General features: G+C 71.9%; 12 protein-coding genes. 7 read left to right on the top strand and 5 right to left on the bottom strand.

The features are described from left to right. Positions 1-3: 3 nt before the first annotated feature. The 4 genes from ACH4F2_RS05235 (at position 4) to pssA (ending at position 3,423) form a co-directional block, all read left to right on the top strand. Entirely contained in the window at positions 4-549 is a 546-nt protein-coding gene (locus ACH4F2_RS05235) for a MaoC family dehydratase (protein ID WP_398131325.1), read from the top strand. Further along, positions 550-1,755 carry an acyl-CoA dehydrogenase family protein gene (locus ACH4F2_RS05230; protein WP_398131324.1) on the top strand — a complete coding sequence of 402 codons (1,206 nt, stop codon included), beginning with the start codon at positions 550-552 and terminating at the stop codon, positions 1,753-1,755. A gap of 170 nt (positions 1,756-1,925) precedes the next feature. Further along, entirely contained in the window at positions 1,926-2,582 is a 657-nt protein-coding gene (locus ACH4F2_RS05225) for a phosphatidylserine decarboxylase (RefSeq protein WP_398131583.1), read from the top strand. A 22-nt stretch (positions 2,583-2,604) separates the two neighbouring features. Continuing rightward, a complete protein-coding gene (gene pssA, locus ACH4F2_RS05220; protein WP_398131582.1) occupies positions 2,605-3,423 on the top strand; it encodes a CDP-diacylglycerol--serine O-phosphatidyltransferase in 819 nt (272 codons plus the stop codon). A 312-nt stretch (positions 3,424-3,735) separates the two neighbouring features. Here the strand turns inward: pssA and ACH4F2_RS05215 are convergent, their stop codons facing one another. Continuing rightward, entirely contained in the window at positions 3,736-4,878 is a 1,143-nt protein-coding gene (locus ACH4F2_RS05215; RefSeq protein ID WP_398131581.1) for a glycerate kinase, read from the bottom strand. Positions 4,879-5,043: 165 nt separating this feature from the next. Here ACH4F2_RS05215 and ACH4F2_RS05210 point away from each other — a divergent pair, with 165 nt between their 5' ends. Together ACH4F2_RS05210 and ACH4F2_RS05205 are read left to right on the top strand one after the other, a co-directional pair. Continuing rightward, positions 5,044-5,538 (top strand): NUDIX domain-containing protein, encoded by a 495-nt coding sequence (locus tag ACH4F2_RS05210; protein ID WP_398131323.1) that lies wholly within the window; start codon positions 5,044-5,046, stop codon positions 5,536-5,538. 40 nt (positions 5,539-5,578) lie between these two features. After that, complete coding sequence (locus ACH4F2_RS05205; protein WP_398131322.1) at positions 5,579-6,304, top strand: SIR2 family NAD-dependent protein deacylase; 726 nt, start codon at positions 5,579-5,581, stop codon at positions 6,302-6,304. 103 nt (positions 6,305-6,407) lie between these two features. On the opposite strand, the gene ACH4F2_RS05200 is transcribed toward ACH4F2_RS05205, so the two are convergent. From ACH4F2_RS05200 to ACH4F2_RS05190, 3 genes are all read right to left on the bottom strand, one after another. Continuing rightward, positions 6,408-6,914 carry a methylated-DNA--[protein]-cysteine S-methyltransferase gene (locus ACH4F2_RS05200; protein ID WP_398131580.1) on the bottom strand — a complete coding sequence of 169 codons (507 nt, stop codon included), beginning with the start codon at positions 6,912-6,914 and terminating at the stop codon, positions 6,408-6,410. A gap of 19 nt (positions 6,915-6,933) precedes the next feature. Beyond that, entirely contained in the window at positions 6,934-8,406 is a 1,473-nt protein-coding gene (locus ACH4F2_RS05195) for an AlkA N-terminal domain-containing protein (protein ID WP_398131579.1), read from the bottom strand. Between the two features lie 118 nt (positions 8,407-8,524). Continuing rightward, positions 8,525-10,435: a heavy metal translocating P-type ATPase gene (locus tag ACH4F2_RS05190; RefSeq protein WP_398131321.1), complete on the bottom strand. Its 1,911-nt coding sequence runs from the start codon at positions 10,433-10,435 to the stop codon at positions 8,525-8,527. Positions 10,436-10,491: 56 nt separating this feature from the next. Between ACH4F2_RS05190 and ACH4F2_RS05185 the strand changes: the two genes are divergently transcribed. Next, a complete protein-coding gene (locus ACH4F2_RS05185) occupies positions 10,492-10,854 on the top strand; it encodes an ArsR/SmtB family transcription factor (RefSeq protein ID WP_398131320.1) in 363 nt (120 codons plus the stop codon). 51 nt (positions 10,855-10,905) lie between these two features. Here the strand turns inward: ACH4F2_RS05185 and ACH4F2_RS05180 are convergent, their stop codons facing one another. Further along, positions 10,906-14,823, bottom strand: a complete 3,918-nt coding sequence (locus tag ACH4F2_RS05180; protein WP_398131319.1) for a glycoside hydrolase family 2 TIM barrel-domain containing protein — start codon at positions 14,821-14,823, stop codon at positions 10,906-10,908. Between the last annotated feature and the right edge of the window lie 43 nt (positions 14,824-14,866).

Here is a 14,866-nt window from a genome sequence, read left to right as displayed (position 1 = left end):
GCGATGCAGTTCGGACGCACCTACGAGGAGTTCGAGGTCGGGGCGACGTACAAGCACTGGCCCGGGAAGACGGTCACGGAGTACGACGACCACCTCTTCTGTCTCCTCACCATGAACCACCACCCGCTCCACATGGACGCGAACTACGCCGAGAAGACGACGGACTTCGGCAAGAACGTGGTGGTCGGCAACTACATCTACTCGCTTCTGCTCGGCATGTCGGTCCCGGACGTCTCCGGCAAGGCGATCGCCAACCTGGAGATCGAGTCCCTCAAGCACGTGGCGCCGACCTTCCACGGCGACACGCTCTACGGCCAGACCACCGTCCTGGACAAGTGGCCGTCGAAGTCGAAGAACGACCGCGGCATCGTGTACGTGGAGACCAAGGGCTACAAGCAGGACGGCACGCTGGTCTGCGTCTTCCGCCGCAAGGTGATGGTGCCCACCGAGACGTACATCAAGGAGCGCGGCTGGGGGCCCCTCCCAGGCCATTCAGGCCCCGGGGGAGAGCAGCCCGGCCGGCCCGAGCTGAAGGAAGAGGGGAAGTAGATGAGCCGCCTCGCCCAGACCCACGGCCTCACGGACGTCCAGCGGGAGATCCTCTCCACCGTCCGGGACTTCGTGGACAAGGAGATCATCCCGGTCGCCACCGAGCTGGAGCACCGGGACGAGTACCCGCAGGACATCGTGGACGGGCTCAAGGAGCTGGGCCTGTTCGGCCTGATGATCCCGGAGGAGTACGGCGGCCTGGGCGAGTCGCTCCTGACGTACGCCCTGTGCGTGGAGGAGATCGCCCGGGGCTGGATGTCGGTGTCCGGCATCATCAACACGCACTTCATCGTGGCGTACATGCTCAAGCAGCACGGCACGCGGGAGCAGAAGGACCACTTCCTGCCCCGTATGGCCGCCGGGGACATCCGGGGCGCGTTCTCGATGTCCGAGCCGGCGCTCGGCTCCGACGTCTCGGCGATCTCCTCGAAGGCGGTGAAGGACGGCGAGGAGTACGTCCTGAACGGCCAGAAGATGTGGCTGACGAACGGCGGCACGTCGTCGTTGGTGGCCGTTCTGGTGAAGAGTGACGAGGGTCACCCCGAGGGCACGGCGCCGCACAGGTCGATGACGACCTTCCTGGTGGAGAAGGAGCCCGGCTTCGGCGAGGTCCGCCCCGGACTGACCATCCCGGGCAAGATCGACAAGATGGGCTACAAGGGCGTCGACACCACCGAGCTCATCATGGACGGCCTGCGCATTCCGGCCAATCGCGTACTCGGCGGCGTCACAGGCCGAGGTTTTTACCAAATGATGGACGGTGTCGAGGTCGGCCGCGTCAACGTGGCGGCACGTGGCTGCGGCGTCGCTCAGCGTGCCTTCGAGCTCGGCGTCCGGTACGCCCAGCAGCGTCACACTTTCGGCAAGCAGATCGCCCAGCACCAGGCCATTCAGTTCAAGCTGGCGGAGATGGCTACCAAGGTGGAGGCGGCGCATGCGATGATGGTGAACGCTGCACGCAAAAAGGACTCGGGCGAACGAAACGACCTGGAAGCGGGTATGGCCAAGTACCTCGCCTCCGAATACTGCAAAGAGGTCGTGGAGGACGCCTTCCGAATCCACGGCGGGTACGGCTTCTCCAAGGAGTACGAGATCGAGCGCCTCTACCGAGAGGCCCCGATGCTGCTCATCGGTGAAGGCACCGCCGAGATCCAGAAAATGATCATCGGCCGCCGACTGCTCGAAGAGTATCGATTCCAGGGTTAGATGTCCGGATACGGGGTGTTTTCTTGGAGAAGAAGGTCACACCCCGTAGGCACTGTTCGGCCGCCGACTCGGCTTCCTGGCTTACCCAGTTGCGGCAGGAAGCCGCTACGATCGCCGGAAAGCCGCCGTCCCCCGTCGAAGCGCGGCATCATCCGCTACGAAGGTCATCCATGCCCCACAGCAAAACCTCTGCATCTCGCGACAGCCTGGCCGGCGTACGCCTCGCGCGTGGAGCGTCGCCGTGGCTTCTGCCGACCGTCGCCACCGCAGCCGTCAGCCTTCTCCGTGCCCGCCGTTCCGGCGCCGCCAAGGCCGTCGCCGTCCCCGCCACCGCGCTCGCGGCGGGGATGCTGTGGTTCTTCCGCGACCCCGAGCGCGAGATCACCCAGGGCCGGGTCATCTCGCCCGCCGACGGTGTGGTGCAGAGCATCATGCCGTGGAAGGACGGCCGTACCCGCGTCGCGATCTTCATGAGCCCGCTCAACGTCCACGTGAACCGGGCCCCGCTGGCCGGCGAGGTCACGTCGGTCGAGCACGTTCCCGGCGGCTTCGTTCCCGCCTTCAACAAGGAGAGCGAGAACAACGAGCGGGTGGTGTGGCACTTCGACACCGAGCTCGGCGACATCGAGATGATCCAGATCGCCGGGGCGGTGGCCCGCCGCATCGTCCCGTACCTGCCGCAGGGCACGAAGGTCGAGCAAGGCGACCGGATCGGTCTGATCCGCTTCGGCTCGCGCGTCGACCTGTACCTGCCGGAGGGTGTGGAGGTCGCGGTCGAGGTGGGTCAGAAGACGGTGGCTGGGGTGACTCGAATTGACCGTGATTGATCCACAGACCCAGGCCGGCTGGGTGCCCGAGGCCGACGAGGTGGACGAAGAGGAGGAGATGCCCCTCTCGCTCCGCCTGTCGATAGCGGACACCCTCACCCTCGGCAACGCCACGTGCGGCTTCATGGCGGTGTACTTCACCACCACCGGCATCCTCATCCCGCACCTCATGGGCAGCGACGAGTCGGGCATGGCCCGGCACAGCGCGGCCACCGCGGTCATCCTGATGCTGTGCGCGGCGATCTTCGACCTGTTCGACGGCCTGGTCGCGCGCAAGCTGCGCTCGTCTCCCATGGGCGCCGAGCTGGACAACCTGTCCGACCTGATCAGCTTCGGGCTGGCGCCGGCCTACTTCGTCCTCGTCTACGGCATGGTCGCGGACGACGCCTACCAGCGGGTGGCGGCGGTGGGGGCGATCGTGGTGCTGCTGGCGGTGGTGCTGCGGCTTGCCCGGTTCTCCTGCGTCACCGTCAAGGACGGCACCTTCCAGGGCATGCCGTCGCCGTTCGGGGCGCTGACGGTGGTGTCGATCGTCCTGCTGGAGCTGCCCTTCGTGGCGACACTGCTCGCGATCATCGGCACGGCCTGGCTGATGGTGAGCCGGGTCGAGTACCCGAAGCCGCGGGGGCGCCTCGCGGTGGCGATGCTCTCGTGGATCGTCCTGTCGATGGGGCTGCTGGCCGGCTGGGCCTTCGACGCGCCGAGCGGGCAGCTGCTGCTGCAGACCGGGTGCGCGCTGCAGCTGGTGATGGGCGCGGTGATTCCGCTGTTCGCCACGGCTCGGCGGGTGAACAACTTCCGTGACAACCGACGGGAGGCGCGCGCGGCGCAGTTGCCGTGACGGCGTCTTCGAGGGCCCCGGACCTGGTTGGGTTCGGGGCCCTTCGCTTTGTCCGTGCCCGGCGCTGGTGGCGGCCGTGCCGGGGGCATCCGGACCCCCTGGCCCTATGCCCGCCCACCGCCCGACTCGGCGGCTCGAGAACGGGCCGCAACCGGCACCTCGGCCCGTCCGGCGTTCGAGGACGAGGCCGTTCGGGCCGAAGCGGGGGCCTGGGCGCGGCGCCCCCGGGGTCGAGAAAGGGAAGGGGCGGCGGGGGTTTGGGCGCGGCGCCTCCGGGGTCGAGAAAGGGAAGGGGCCGCGAGGGCGGAAGCCCTACGCCAGGAAGTCCCGGGCGATCCGCTCCGCGACCCGCTCCAGGATCGGCCCCGCGTCCGCGATGCACTTCGCCACGTCCGGCTCGACATCCGTCAGCGGATACGCCCGCCGGATCCCGGCCCGCCCCAGCGCCTGGGCCGGCAACGCCAGCCGCCCGCACACCGCGACGACCTCCTTGCCCGCGGCCCGGGCCGCCGCGGCGACACCCGCCGGGGCCTTCCCGTGCAGGGTCTGCTCGTCCAGCGAACCCTCCCCCGTGATCACCAGGTCCGCCCGCTCCAGCGCCGGTGCGAAGCCGAGCACGTCCAGCATCACCTCGATGCCGGGCCGGAAGCGCGCCCCGAGCAGCATCGCACCGAACCCGATGCCGCCCGCCGCGCCGGCGCCCGGCGAGGCCGCGTACCCGGCGGCCCGCGCCCCCACGGTCTCCGTCCGCTCCAGCACCTCCGCGAAGTGTGCGAGGGCCGCGTCCAGGGCCTCCACGTCCTGTGGGGAGGCGCCCTTCTGCGGGCCGTAGACCGCCGGGGCACCCTTCGGTCCGGTCAGCGGGTTGTCGACGTCGCTCGCGAGCACCAGCTCGACGCCGGACAGCCGCGGGTCGAGGCCCGACAGGTCGGCCGAGGCCAGGTCGGCGAGGCCTCCCCCGCCCGGCGCGAGCGGACCACCGTCCCGGCCGAGGAACCGCGCGCCCAGCGCGGACAGCATCCCGGCGCCACCGTCGGTGGTCGCGCTGCCGCCGACCCCGAAGACGATCGTCCGCGCGCCCGCGTCCAGCGCGGCCCGCAGCAGCTCACCGGAGCCGTACGTGGACGCGGTCAGCGGTGCGAGGACGCCGGCCGGCAGCCGCTGCAGGCCACTGGCCTCGGCCATCTCCACGACCGCGGTGCCCTCGCGCAGCGCGTACGCCGCCGTCACCTCGTCGCCGAGGGGCCCGGCGACCCGTACCTCCCGGCGTTCGAACCCGGCCGCGACCGCGGCGGCGACGGTGCCGTCACCGCCGTCGGCGACGGGCAGGGCCTCGACGCCGAGGTCCGGCACGACGCGGCGCAGGCCGGCCGTCACCCGCTCGGCGACCTGCACGGCCGTCAGCGAACCCTTGAACTTGTCCGCGGCGACGAGTACCCGGCGGGTCCCGTCCACTGCAGCGTCAGCCACCTTGCTCTCCCCTTGCTCTCCGAGCCTTGCGCACGTCAAGGCAGTCGCGCCGCTGCGACCTTAACCGGAGGACGGCCGCGTCGTCATGCCCCTGCCCGCACCCTGGAACGGCGGGGGCACGGCAGGGCCCCGCCTCGTTACGCTTTCGGGATGAGCACTGCTGACTACGCCACCTACATCGCCGGCCTCCCCCGCGTCCTCGCCGGTGCCGCCGCGGTCTTCCGGGACGCCGAGGGGAGGGTGCTGCTCGTGGAGCCCAACTACCGCAAGGGGTGGGCCTTGCCCGGAGGGACGATCGAATCGGACGACGGGGAGACTCCGCGGCAGGGTGCGCGGCGGGAGACCGCGGAGGAGATCGGGCTGGACGTCCGACTCGGCCGGCTGCTGGCCGTTGACTGGGTGCGCGGGGCGGGCCGGCCGCCGATCGTGGCGTATCTGTACGACGGCGGTGTCCTGGCCGAGGACGACCTCAAGGCGATCCGGTTGCAGGAGGAGGAGTTGCTGTCCTGGCGGCTGGTGCCGCGCGAGGAACTGGGCGACCACCTGCTCGGCGCCCTGCACGGCCGGGTCCTCGCCGCGCTGGACGTGCTGGCGGACGGGTCGGGGACGGCCGAGCTGGAGAACGGCGTCCGGGTCGACCGATAACCGTTCGCCGGTCCCTCACCGGCGCCCTACCCTCGACCGCATGAGCAGCAAGCCCCTCGTCGCCATCCTGAGCGGCGCCGGCATCTCGACCGACTCCGGCATCCCGGACTACCGCGGGCCGAACGGACTGTGGCGGCGCGATCCGGAGGCCGAGAAGCTCGTCACGTACGAGCACTACATGGGCGATCCGGAGATCCGGCGCCGCTCCTGGCTGATGCGGCGCGACAACCGGACGCTGCGGGCCGAGCCGAACGGGGCGCACCGTGCGGTGGCCGAGCTGGAGCGGTCCGGGGTGCCGGTGCGGGTGATCACCCAGAACGTGGACGGCCTGCACCAGCTCGCCGGGCTCACCGCCCGCAAGGTCCTCGAACTGCACGGCACCGCGCGGAGCTACGTGTGCACCGGCTGCCACGCCCGGGGGCCGATGGAGGACGCCCTCGCCCGGGTCGAGGCCGGTGAGGACGACCCGCCGTGCCTGGAGTGCGGCGGCATCCTGAAGTCGGCGACCGTGATGTTCGGCGAGCGCCTCGACCCGGTGGTGCTCGGCGAGGCGGCCGCCATCAGCAAGGCGTGCCAGGTGTTCATCGCCGTCGGCACCAGCCTCCGGGTGCAGCCCGCCGCCGGACTGGCCGGGGTGGCCGCCGACCACGGCGCCCGCCTGGTCGTCGTCAACGCCGAACCGACCCCGTACGACGAGCTCGCCGACGAGGTCGTCCGGGAACCCATCGGCACCGCCCTGCCCGAGCTGCTGCGCGGGCTGGGCTGAGCCGCCTCCCAGGACCGGGAGCCCCAGGACGGCCGGACGGAGCGGGGCGGAGTGCGGCGCGCGTAGCGCGGACCACGTGCTCGCCGCGCGGGCGGGGACCGGCTCAGAACAGCGCCGGCGCCGATGCCTCCGCGCCCCGTTCGAAGTCCAGCAGGCGCCGCTTGCGTTCCAGGCCGCCGCCGTAGCCGGTGAGGCTGCCGCTCGCGCCGATGACGCGATGGCAGGGGACGATGATGCCGATCGGGTTGCGGCCGTTGGCGAGGCCGACGGCGCGGGAGGCGTTCGGGGTGCCGAGGGCGGCGGCGAGTTCGCCGTACGTGCGGGTCTCGCCGTACGGGATTTCGCGCAGCTGGTCCCAGACGGCGCGCTGGAACGGGGTCCCGTTCAGGGCCAGGCCCAGGGTGAAGTCCTTCAGTTCACCCTCGAAGTAGGCCTCCAGTTGTTCCTCCGCCTCGGCGAACGGGCTCGCGTCGGGGGACGAGGGCGCTCCGAAGGTCTCCTCCGGCGGGCGGTGGCGCTGCTCGGTCATGTAGAGGCCGCACAGGGCGCCGTTCTCGGCGACGAGGGTGAGCGCGCCGTAGGGGCTGTCGATCACGGTGTGCTGTTTCAGGGTTCCCACGGACTGTTCCTTACACGGGCAGGAAGTTGATCGGGTGGCTGTCGGTCGCCCACAGGTACTGGACGGCGTACGCCCGCCAGGGCCGCCAGGCCGCCGCGCGGGCGGTGAGCGCCGCCGGGGTCGAGGGCAGGCCCAGCTCCGCGGCGGCACGGCGGATACCGAGGTCGGTGGGGAGGAAGGCGTCGGGGTCGCCGAGGGCGCGCATCGCGATGACGTCGGCGGTCCAGGGGCCGAAGCCGGGGAGGGCGAGGAGCCGGGCGCGGGTCTCGGACCAGTCGCACTCGACGCCCAGGTTGAGCGAGCCGTCGGCCAGGTGGGACACGAGGGTGGTGAAGGTCGTGCGGCGGGTGCGGGGCATCGCCAGGGTCTGGGGGTCCACCTCCGCCAGCGCCGCCGCCGACGGGAAGAGGTGGGTGAGGCCGCCCTCGGGGTCGTCGACCGCGTCGCCGTGTGCCGTGACCAGCCGGGCGGCGTGGGTACGGGCGGCTGCGGTGGAGACCTGCTGGCCGAGCACCGCCCGTACGGCGAACTCCGCCTCGTCCACCGTGCGCGGGACACGCCGGCCGGGCGCCTTGTCGACCAGCGGCGCGAGCAGCTCGTCGGTGCGCAGCTGGTCGTCGATCGCGGCCGGGTCGGCGTCCAGGTCGAGGAGGCGCCGGCAGCGGCTGATGGCGACGGTCAGGTCGCGCAGGTCGCTCAGAGTGAGACGGCAGGCGATGTGGTCGGGGTTCGGGGTGAGGGCCACGGTGCCGTGACCGTACGGGAGGCGCAGGGTGCGCCGGTACGCGCCCTCCCGCCACTCCTCCACGCCCGGTACGGCGGTGGCGGCGAGGTGGCCGAAGAGGTTGTCGGGGTTGAGGGGGGCGCGGAAGGGGAGGCGCAGGGAGAGGGCGCCCGGGGTGGTGCCGGCGGCGCTGCTCTTCGGAGCGCGGGTGCGCAGCTCGCTCGGGGAGAGCGCGAAGACCTCGCGGACCGTGTCGTTGAAGGTCCGGACGGAGGAGAAGCCGGCCGCGAAGGCGATGTCCGCCATAGGCAGCGGGGTCGTCTCGACGAGCAGGCGGGCGGTCTGGGCGCGCTGTGCGCGGGCGAGCGCGAGCGGGCCCGCGCCCAGCTCGGCGAGGAGCTGGCGTTCGACCTGCCGGGTGCTGTAGCCGAGCCGGGCGGCGAGGCCGGGTACGCCCTCGCGGTCCACGACGCCGTCGGCGATCAGCCGCATGGCGCGGGCGGTGAGGTCGGCGCGCCGGTTCCACTCCGGGGAGCCGGGGCTGGTGTCCGGGCGGCAGCGTTTGCACGCCCGGAACCCGGCCTGCTGGCAGGCCGCCGCGCTCGGGTGGAAGGTCATGTTCTCGGGCTTGGGCGGCACCACCGGGCAGCTGGGCCGGCAGTAGATCCCGGTCGTCACGACCGCCGTGAAGAACCAGCCGTCGAAGCGCGCGTCCTTCGACCGGACGGCGCGCACGCAGCGCTCGGTGTCGGTGTGCATTCCCGTCTGCATGCGTCCAGGATGGACCACCGGCCGGGCCGGGGCTGGCGGAATTCCGACATCGACGTCACACTTCCTGGGCTTCGCCGGATCGCCCTGGTCACCAGGGTCTCCTCGGTCACTCGGAACGCCATGCCGACTCGCGCAGGAGCCGCAGTCCGTTGAGGCCGACCAGTACGGTCGAGCCCTCGTGGCCGGCGACGCCGAGCGGCAGCGGCAGGTGCCCGATCAGGTCCCACAGGACGAGGACGGTGATGAACGTACCGGCGATGACCAGGTTCTGCACCACCAGCCCGCGCGCCCGCCGGGACAGCCGGACGACGGCGGGTACGGCCGCCAGCTCGTCGCGCACCACGACCGCGTCCGCCGTCTCCAGGGCCAGGTCGGAGCCGGCGCGGCCCATGGCGACACCGGTGTGCGCGGCGGCGAGCGCGGGGGCGTCGTTGACGCCGTCGCCGACGAAGAGCACCTTGCGGCCGGCCCGTTCCAGCTCCCGTACGGCCTCGACCTTGCCCTCGGGCAGCAGGTCGGCGCGGACGTCGGTGATGCCGGTCGCGGCGGCCACTCGTGCGGCGGCGGCCGCGTTGTCGCCGGTGAGGAGGGCGGGGGCGGTGCCGGTGAGGGCGGTGAGCGCGGCGGCGGCCCCGGCGGCGTCGGCGCGCAGCCGGTCGGTGAGGGCGAGGGTGCCGACGGGGGCGCCGTCGCGGGTGACCTGGACGGTGGTTCCGGCGCCCTCGGGTGTCGGTGCGCGGCCGACCCGCACCTCGTGGCCGTCGACGACCGCGGTGACCCCGCGGCCCGGGGCGGCCGTGAAGTCCTGGGCGGACGCGATGCGCAGGCCGCGGGCGCGGGCGGCGGCCACGATCGCGCGGGCCAGCGGATGTTCGCTGGGGTGCTCGGCCGCGGCGGCGAGCGCGAGGAGTGCGTCCTCGTCGAGTCCGGTGCCGGGCAGCGGTCGTACGGCGGTCACCTCGGGGGTGCCCTCGGTGAGGGTGCCGGTCTTGTCGAGGGCGGCGGCGTCGATCTCGCCGAGGCGTTCCATGGCGACCGCGGACTTCACCAGGACGCCGTGCCGGCCGGCGTTGGCGATGGCGGAGAGCAGGGGCGGCATCGTCGCGAGGACGACCGCGCAGGGCGAGGCGACGATCATGAAGGTCATGGCGCGCAGCAGGGCGTCGGTGAGGTCGGCACCGAAGGCGAGCGGGATACCGAAGACGGCGAGGGTGGCGGCCACCACGGCGACCGCGTAGCGCTGTTCGATCTTCTCGATGAACAGCTGCGTCGGGGCCTTGGTGCGGGACGCCTCCTCGACGAGGGTGACGATGCGGGCGATGACCGAGTCGGCGGGGTCGCGGTCGACGCTCAGGCGAAGGGAACCGGTGCCGTTGAGGGTGCCGGCGAAGACGTCGTCGCCGGGGCGTTTGAGGACGGGGACGGATTCGCCGGTGATGTTCGCCTGGTCGACCTCTGAGGCGCCGTCGAGGACCGTGCCGTCGGCGCCGATCCGCTCCCCCGGCCGGACCAGGAGGACGTCACCCACGGCGAGGTCGGAGGTGGGGACGGTCTCCTCGCGGTCCCCGCTCACGCGGGTGGCGGTGGTGGGGGCGAGGTCGAGCAGGCCGCGTACGGAGTCGGCGGTGCGGGCGGTGGCCAGGGCCTCCAGGGCGCCGGAGGTGGCGAAGATGACGATCAGCAGGGCGCCGTCGAGGACCTGCCCGATGCACGCCGCGCCGAGCGCCGCGACGATCATCAGCAGGTCGACGTCCAGGGTCTTCTCGCGCAGCGCCCGCAGGCCCTCCAGGGCGGGCTCCCAGCCACCGGCGGCGTAGGCGACCGCGTAGAGCGGGCCGTACGTCCAGGCGGGGGCGCCGCCGAGGTCGAGGGGCAGTGCCGGCAGGAACGCGACGAGGGACACGAGCGCCCAGCGGGCCTCGGGCAGGGCGAGGACGCGGGTGCGGCGGCGGGGCGCCCGGCTGACGGGCGCGGGGGCGGAGGTCGGGGCAAGCGTGGTGGACACGCGGCACACCATACAGGAACAGATGAAGACTCATTCATGTGTTCATATGTGGTGAGTAGGATGAGCGCATGGGTCACGGAGCCGCCACCACCGCGCAGGACGCCGCCGCACGCGTGCGTCTGGACGCGGACAACGTCGCCAAGGTCGCCACCACGCTCCAGGCCCTGTCCACGCCCTCCCGGCTGCTGATCCTGGCCCGGCTGAGGGAAGGCCCGCTGCCCGCCACCGAGTTGGCGGCGGAGGTCGGCATGGAGCAGTCGGCCTGCTCCCACCAGCTGCGGCTGCTGCGCAACCTGGGCCTCGTCGTGGGAGAGCGCCAGGGCCGGTCGGTGGTGTACGCGCTGCACGACCACCATGTCGCCGAGCTGCTCGACCAGGCCGTGTACCACGTGGAGCATCTGCGGCTGGGGATCAGCGACGCGACGGAATGACCCGCCGCCGCACGGGAGCGGCGACGGGTCGGGTACGGGATACGGACGGTGCTATTCGGTCGCCGTGGGCCGCCGCGAGGCCGCCATCGCGTCCTTCACGTCCGTCAACGGGCGCAGCCGGTACGTGTACGAGTAGTCGCGGTCGGCGAAGAGCTTGAACTCGTCGTGCGTGTGCGCGCCCCAGCTGTTGTCACCGCCGACGCCCATCTGCCGGTGGTTCAGGCGCAGGACGACCTCGTCCCTCGGCGTCAGCTGGTAGTCGTGGCGCACGCCTGCCGACAGGTCCTCCGGTGTGAAGAAGGAGGCGTTCGCCTCCAGCAGGGGTTCGCCCGACGCGAGCAGGCCCTTCCCGTGCCGGTCGGTGAGGGCGATCCAACGGACGTCGGTCTTGTTGCCGTTCTCCTGCGGGCGGATGTACGGCGTCCACTGCTCGGCGACGGTCCCGGAGTACAGGCCGACGTCGGTGCCGGTGTTGCGGTCCCAGTGGTTCTCCTCGGGGCCGCGTCCGTAGTAGTGCAGGCGGTCCAGTCGGCGCGGCAGGAAGAGCAGGGTGCCGACCTCGGGGATGTAGGGCAGGTTCGCGGCGCCGGGATGCAGGGTGTTGTCGACCTTGATCTCACCGTTGCCGAACACCGTGTACGTGGTGGTGTACGCCGACTCCACCGTGGTGGGCAGCGTGCCGGCGACCTTGACCTCGACGGCCCGGTCGCCCAAGGCCCGCACGCTCACGTCCGTCACCTTCCGCCGGGCGCCGGCGTCGCGCCAGGTCTGGTTGCGGTTGTGCTGGCCGTTGCCCTTGTCGTTGTCGGTGGGCGCCCGCCAGAAGTTGGGCGCGGGACCGGAGGTGAGCAGCCGGGTGCCCTTCGCCTCGTAGGAGGTGATGGTGCCGGTGCGCTTGTCGACGGTGACCGAGAAGTCCCTGCCGCTGATCCTGACGTCCTCGTCGCGGTCCTCGTGGCGCAGGGTTGGGACGCTCTCCAGGCGTACGGGGGTCACGTCGGGGCTGCCGGCCTCGATGGGGAGCTGCTGCCGGGCCACCTCGAAGCCGGCCCTGGCCCACGGTGTGGACTCCCTGGTGGTGAAGGAGAGTTCCAGGAAGTACTCCGTGCCCGGTTCGGGGTCGTCCGGCAGCCGGACGGGGAGGGTGATGTCCTTGCCGGACTGCGGTGCCACGTCCAGCTGGCTGCGGGTCAGCCGTCCGCTCCGTACGGCCCTGCCGTCGGCGACGAGTTCCCAGCGGCCGTCGAACTCGCGCAGGTCGGTGAACAGGTACTCGTTGGTGAGGGTGACGGCGCCGGGGCCGCCGCCCGGGGTGCGGGTGGCGTTGACGGCCTGGTAGACGCGCTTGACCTCGGCGGCCTTGCCGGTGTGGCCGCGGTCGGCGGTGACGATGCCGTCCGCGACGAAGGCGCCGTCGTTGGGGTTGTCGCCCCAGTCACCGCCGTACGCGAGGAACGTCTTGTCCTTCGGCCGCTTCTCGGTGGCCTTGACGGTCGCGGCGTCGAACCAGAACCGCACGCCGTCGTCGCCGGGGCCGCGGCCGTCGGAGGCGAGCTCGGCTGCGCTCAGCGCGCGGGCGTGGACGCGGGCACGGCGGATCGTGCCGCTGAACTCCCGGGTCTGGGCGTCGGCGTCGGTGGCGAGCGCGAGGGGCGCGGTGTTGCTGGTGGGCCGCCGGTCGGTGGTGCGGGTGGCCCGCGCCGCACCGTCGACGTACAGGGTCAGGCTCCCGGCGTCCGCGTCGAAGACGCCCGCGATGTGGTGCTCCCGGCCCGTCCAGTCGTCCGGCACGGTCCAGCTCGCGGTGATCCACTGGCCGCCGGAGTGGATGAAGAACTCCAGTCGCCGGTCGGTCTGCTTCAGCGCGTACTGGGTGTCGCCCTTGGCGAGGATGGGCTGGTGGTAGCCCGTGACGTGCGGGGTGACCCAGGCCTCCAGGGTCAGGGAGTCCGTGAGGTCGAGGCTGTCGTCGCGCTCGAAGACCGTGATGCCGGTCAGGCCCTTGTCGCGGTCGAGGCCGCCGTGGGTGGCGAGGATCTCGCCGCGCAGGCCGGCCGGCCCGGACTCGGTCAGCAGGGTGCGGGCCGGGACGGGCGTGTACAGGGACTGGTCGACGAAGTCCCAGATCCAGCCGCCCTGGAGCACGTCGTGGCTGCGCACGATGTCCCAGTACTTCTTGAAGTTGCCGGTCGAGTTCCCCATCGAGTGGGCGTACTCGATCATGACGTACGGCCGGGTGTCGGAGGTGTCCTTCGCCCGCTGCTCGACGCGCTGCGGGCTGTCGTACATCTCGGAGCGGATGTCGCTGATGCCCGGGCGGTCGTCGCCCTCGTACTGGATGACGCGGGTGGGGTCGTAGGAGCGGATCCAGTCGTGCATGGCGGTGAAGGTGCTGCCGCCGCCGGCCTCGTTGCCGAGCGACCAGATGACGACCGAGGCGTGGTTCTTGTCGCGGTGCACCATGTTCTGGGCGCGGGCCACGCAGGCCTCGGTCCAGTCGGGGTGGTCGCCGGGGTACTCGTCGCGGATGCCGTGGGTCTCGAGGTTGGTCTCGTCGACGAGGTAGAGGCCGTACTCGTCGGCGAGTTCGTACCACAGCGGGTTGTTCGGGTAGTGCGAGGTGCGGACGCTGTTCATGTTCATCCGCTTGATGATCCTGATGTCCTCGACCATGTCCTCGCGGGTGAGGGCGGTGCCGCGGGCCGGGTGCATCTCGTGGCGGTTGGTGCCGCGGAAGGAGACGGGCCTGCCGTTGATCCGCATCAGCCCGTCCTTGAGGGCGAACTCGCGGAAGCCGACCCGGTGGGACAGGGTCTCGACCACCTTGCCCGCCGGGTTCCGCAGGCGCAGGACGGCCGTGTAGAGGTCGGGGTGCTCGGCCGACCACAGCCTGGGCTCGGGTACGGCCTTCGCCGCCCGTACGGTGACGTCCTGGCCGGCACCGGCCGTGCCGAGGTCCGCGGACTGCTCCAGCGGCCGCGACCAGACGGCGTGGCCGCGCGCGTCGTACAGCTGGGTCTCGACGGTGTACCGGCCGGTGTCGCCGTCTCCGTACGCCCGCACGCTCGCGGTGACCGCCAGCTCGGCGGCCGTGTACGTGCCGTTCAGCGGGGTGTCCAGCTTGAAGTCTCGCAGGTGCACGGACGGGGTGGAGTAGAGGTAGACCGAGCGGAAGATGCCGCTCAGCCGGATCATGTCCTGGTCCTCCAGCCAGTCGCCGTCGGAGTAGCGGTACACCTCCACGGCGATCTGGTTGGTGCCGGGCTTCAGGTGGTCGGTGATGTCGTACTCGGAGGGCGTGTAGGAGTCCTCGTCGTAGCCGACCAGTTCGCCGTTGATCCAGACGTAGTGGGCGGACTTGACGCCCTCGAAGTGGAGGAAGGTGCGGCGGCCCTTCCAGTCGCGCGGGACGGTGAAGGTGCGCCGGTACTGGCCGACCGGGTTGTAGCGGGTCGGGGCGGCGGGCGGCTGCGGGTCCTCGCCCAGGCCGTTGGGGCCCCAGTACGGGTAGGTGATGTTCAGGTAGATCGGGAAGTCGTGGCCGTGCAGCTGCCACACGGACGGGACCGGGATCGTCTCCCAGTCGCCGTCGTCGGTGTCGGTGCGGTGGAAGTCGGCGTCCCGGTCCTCGGGGCGGTCGGCGTAGGCGAACTTCCAGGCACCGTCGAGGCTGAGCCGGTACGGCGAGCGGGTGCGGTCGCCGGCGAGGGCCGCCCTCACGTCCGCGTAGGGCATGAGCGTGGTGTGCGGCGGTTCGGTGCCGACGCGGAACACGCCGAAGTCGTTCCACTCCGGCGGCTCGTCGGCCGCCGCCCGCCGGCCGGCCGGGTGCGCCACGACGGGCGACGCGGACGACAGGGTGAGCGCGCCGAGGACGGCGGCACCGCCCTCCAGGAGACGACGGCGGCTGACGACCGGGCGGACAGGGCGGGCCGGGGATCCGGCGGGTGACACGGGCGAGTGCGGCATGACCGTGGCCTTCCGTGGGCATCGGGGGCGGCTCAACACACGG

Source organism: Streptomyces sp. NPDC017890, from assembly GCF_044328675.1.
GTDB lineage: Bacteria > Actinomycetota > Actinomycetes > Streptomycetales > Streptomycetaceae > Streptomyces.
This window is presented reverse-complemented; position numbering and strand designations above follow the sequence as displayed.

What these genes read in the sequence shown, in the direction of transcription:
- ACH4F2_RS05225 (WP_398131583.1), top strand. Translation starts at nt 1,926, where the DNA reads ATGCCCCACAGCAAAACCTCTGCATCTCGCGACAGCCTGGCCGGCGTA.
- ACH4F2_RS05180 (WP_398131319.1), bottom strand. Translation starts at nt 14,823, where the DNA reads ATGCCGCACTCGCCCGTGTCACCCGCCGGATCCCCGGCCCGCCCTGTC.
- ACH4F2_RS05205 (WP_398131322.1), top strand. Translation starts at nt 5,579, where the DNA reads ATGAGCAGCAAGCCCCTCGTCGCCATCCTGAGCGGCGCCGGCATCTCG.
- ACH4F2_RS05195 (WP_398131579.1), bottom strand. Translation starts at nt 8,406, where the DNA reads ATGCACACCGACACCGAGCGCTGCGTGCGCGCCGTCCGGTCGAAGGAC.
- ACH4F2_RS05230 (WP_398131324.1), top strand. Translation starts at nt 550, where the DNA reads ATGAGCCGCCTCGCCCAGACCCACGGCCTCACGGACGTCCAGCGGGAG.
- ACH4F2_RS05185 (WP_398131320.1), top strand. Translation starts at nt 10,492, where the DNA reads ATGGGTCACGGAGCCGCCACCACCGCGCAGGACGCCGCCGCACGCGTG.
- ACH4F2_RS05235 (WP_398131325.1), top strand. Translation starts at nt 4, where the DNA reads ATGCAGTTCGGACGCACCTACGAGGAGTTCGAGGTCGGGGCGACGTAC.
- ACH4F2_RS05210 (WP_398131323.1), top strand. Translation starts at nt 5,044, where the DNA reads ATGAGCACTGCTGACTACGCCACCTACATCGCCGGCCTCCCCCGCGTC.
- ACH4F2_RS05190 (WP_398131321.1), bottom strand. Translation starts at nt 10,435, where the DNA reads ATGGTGTGCCGCGTGTCCACCACGCTTGCCCCGACCTCCGCCCCCGCG.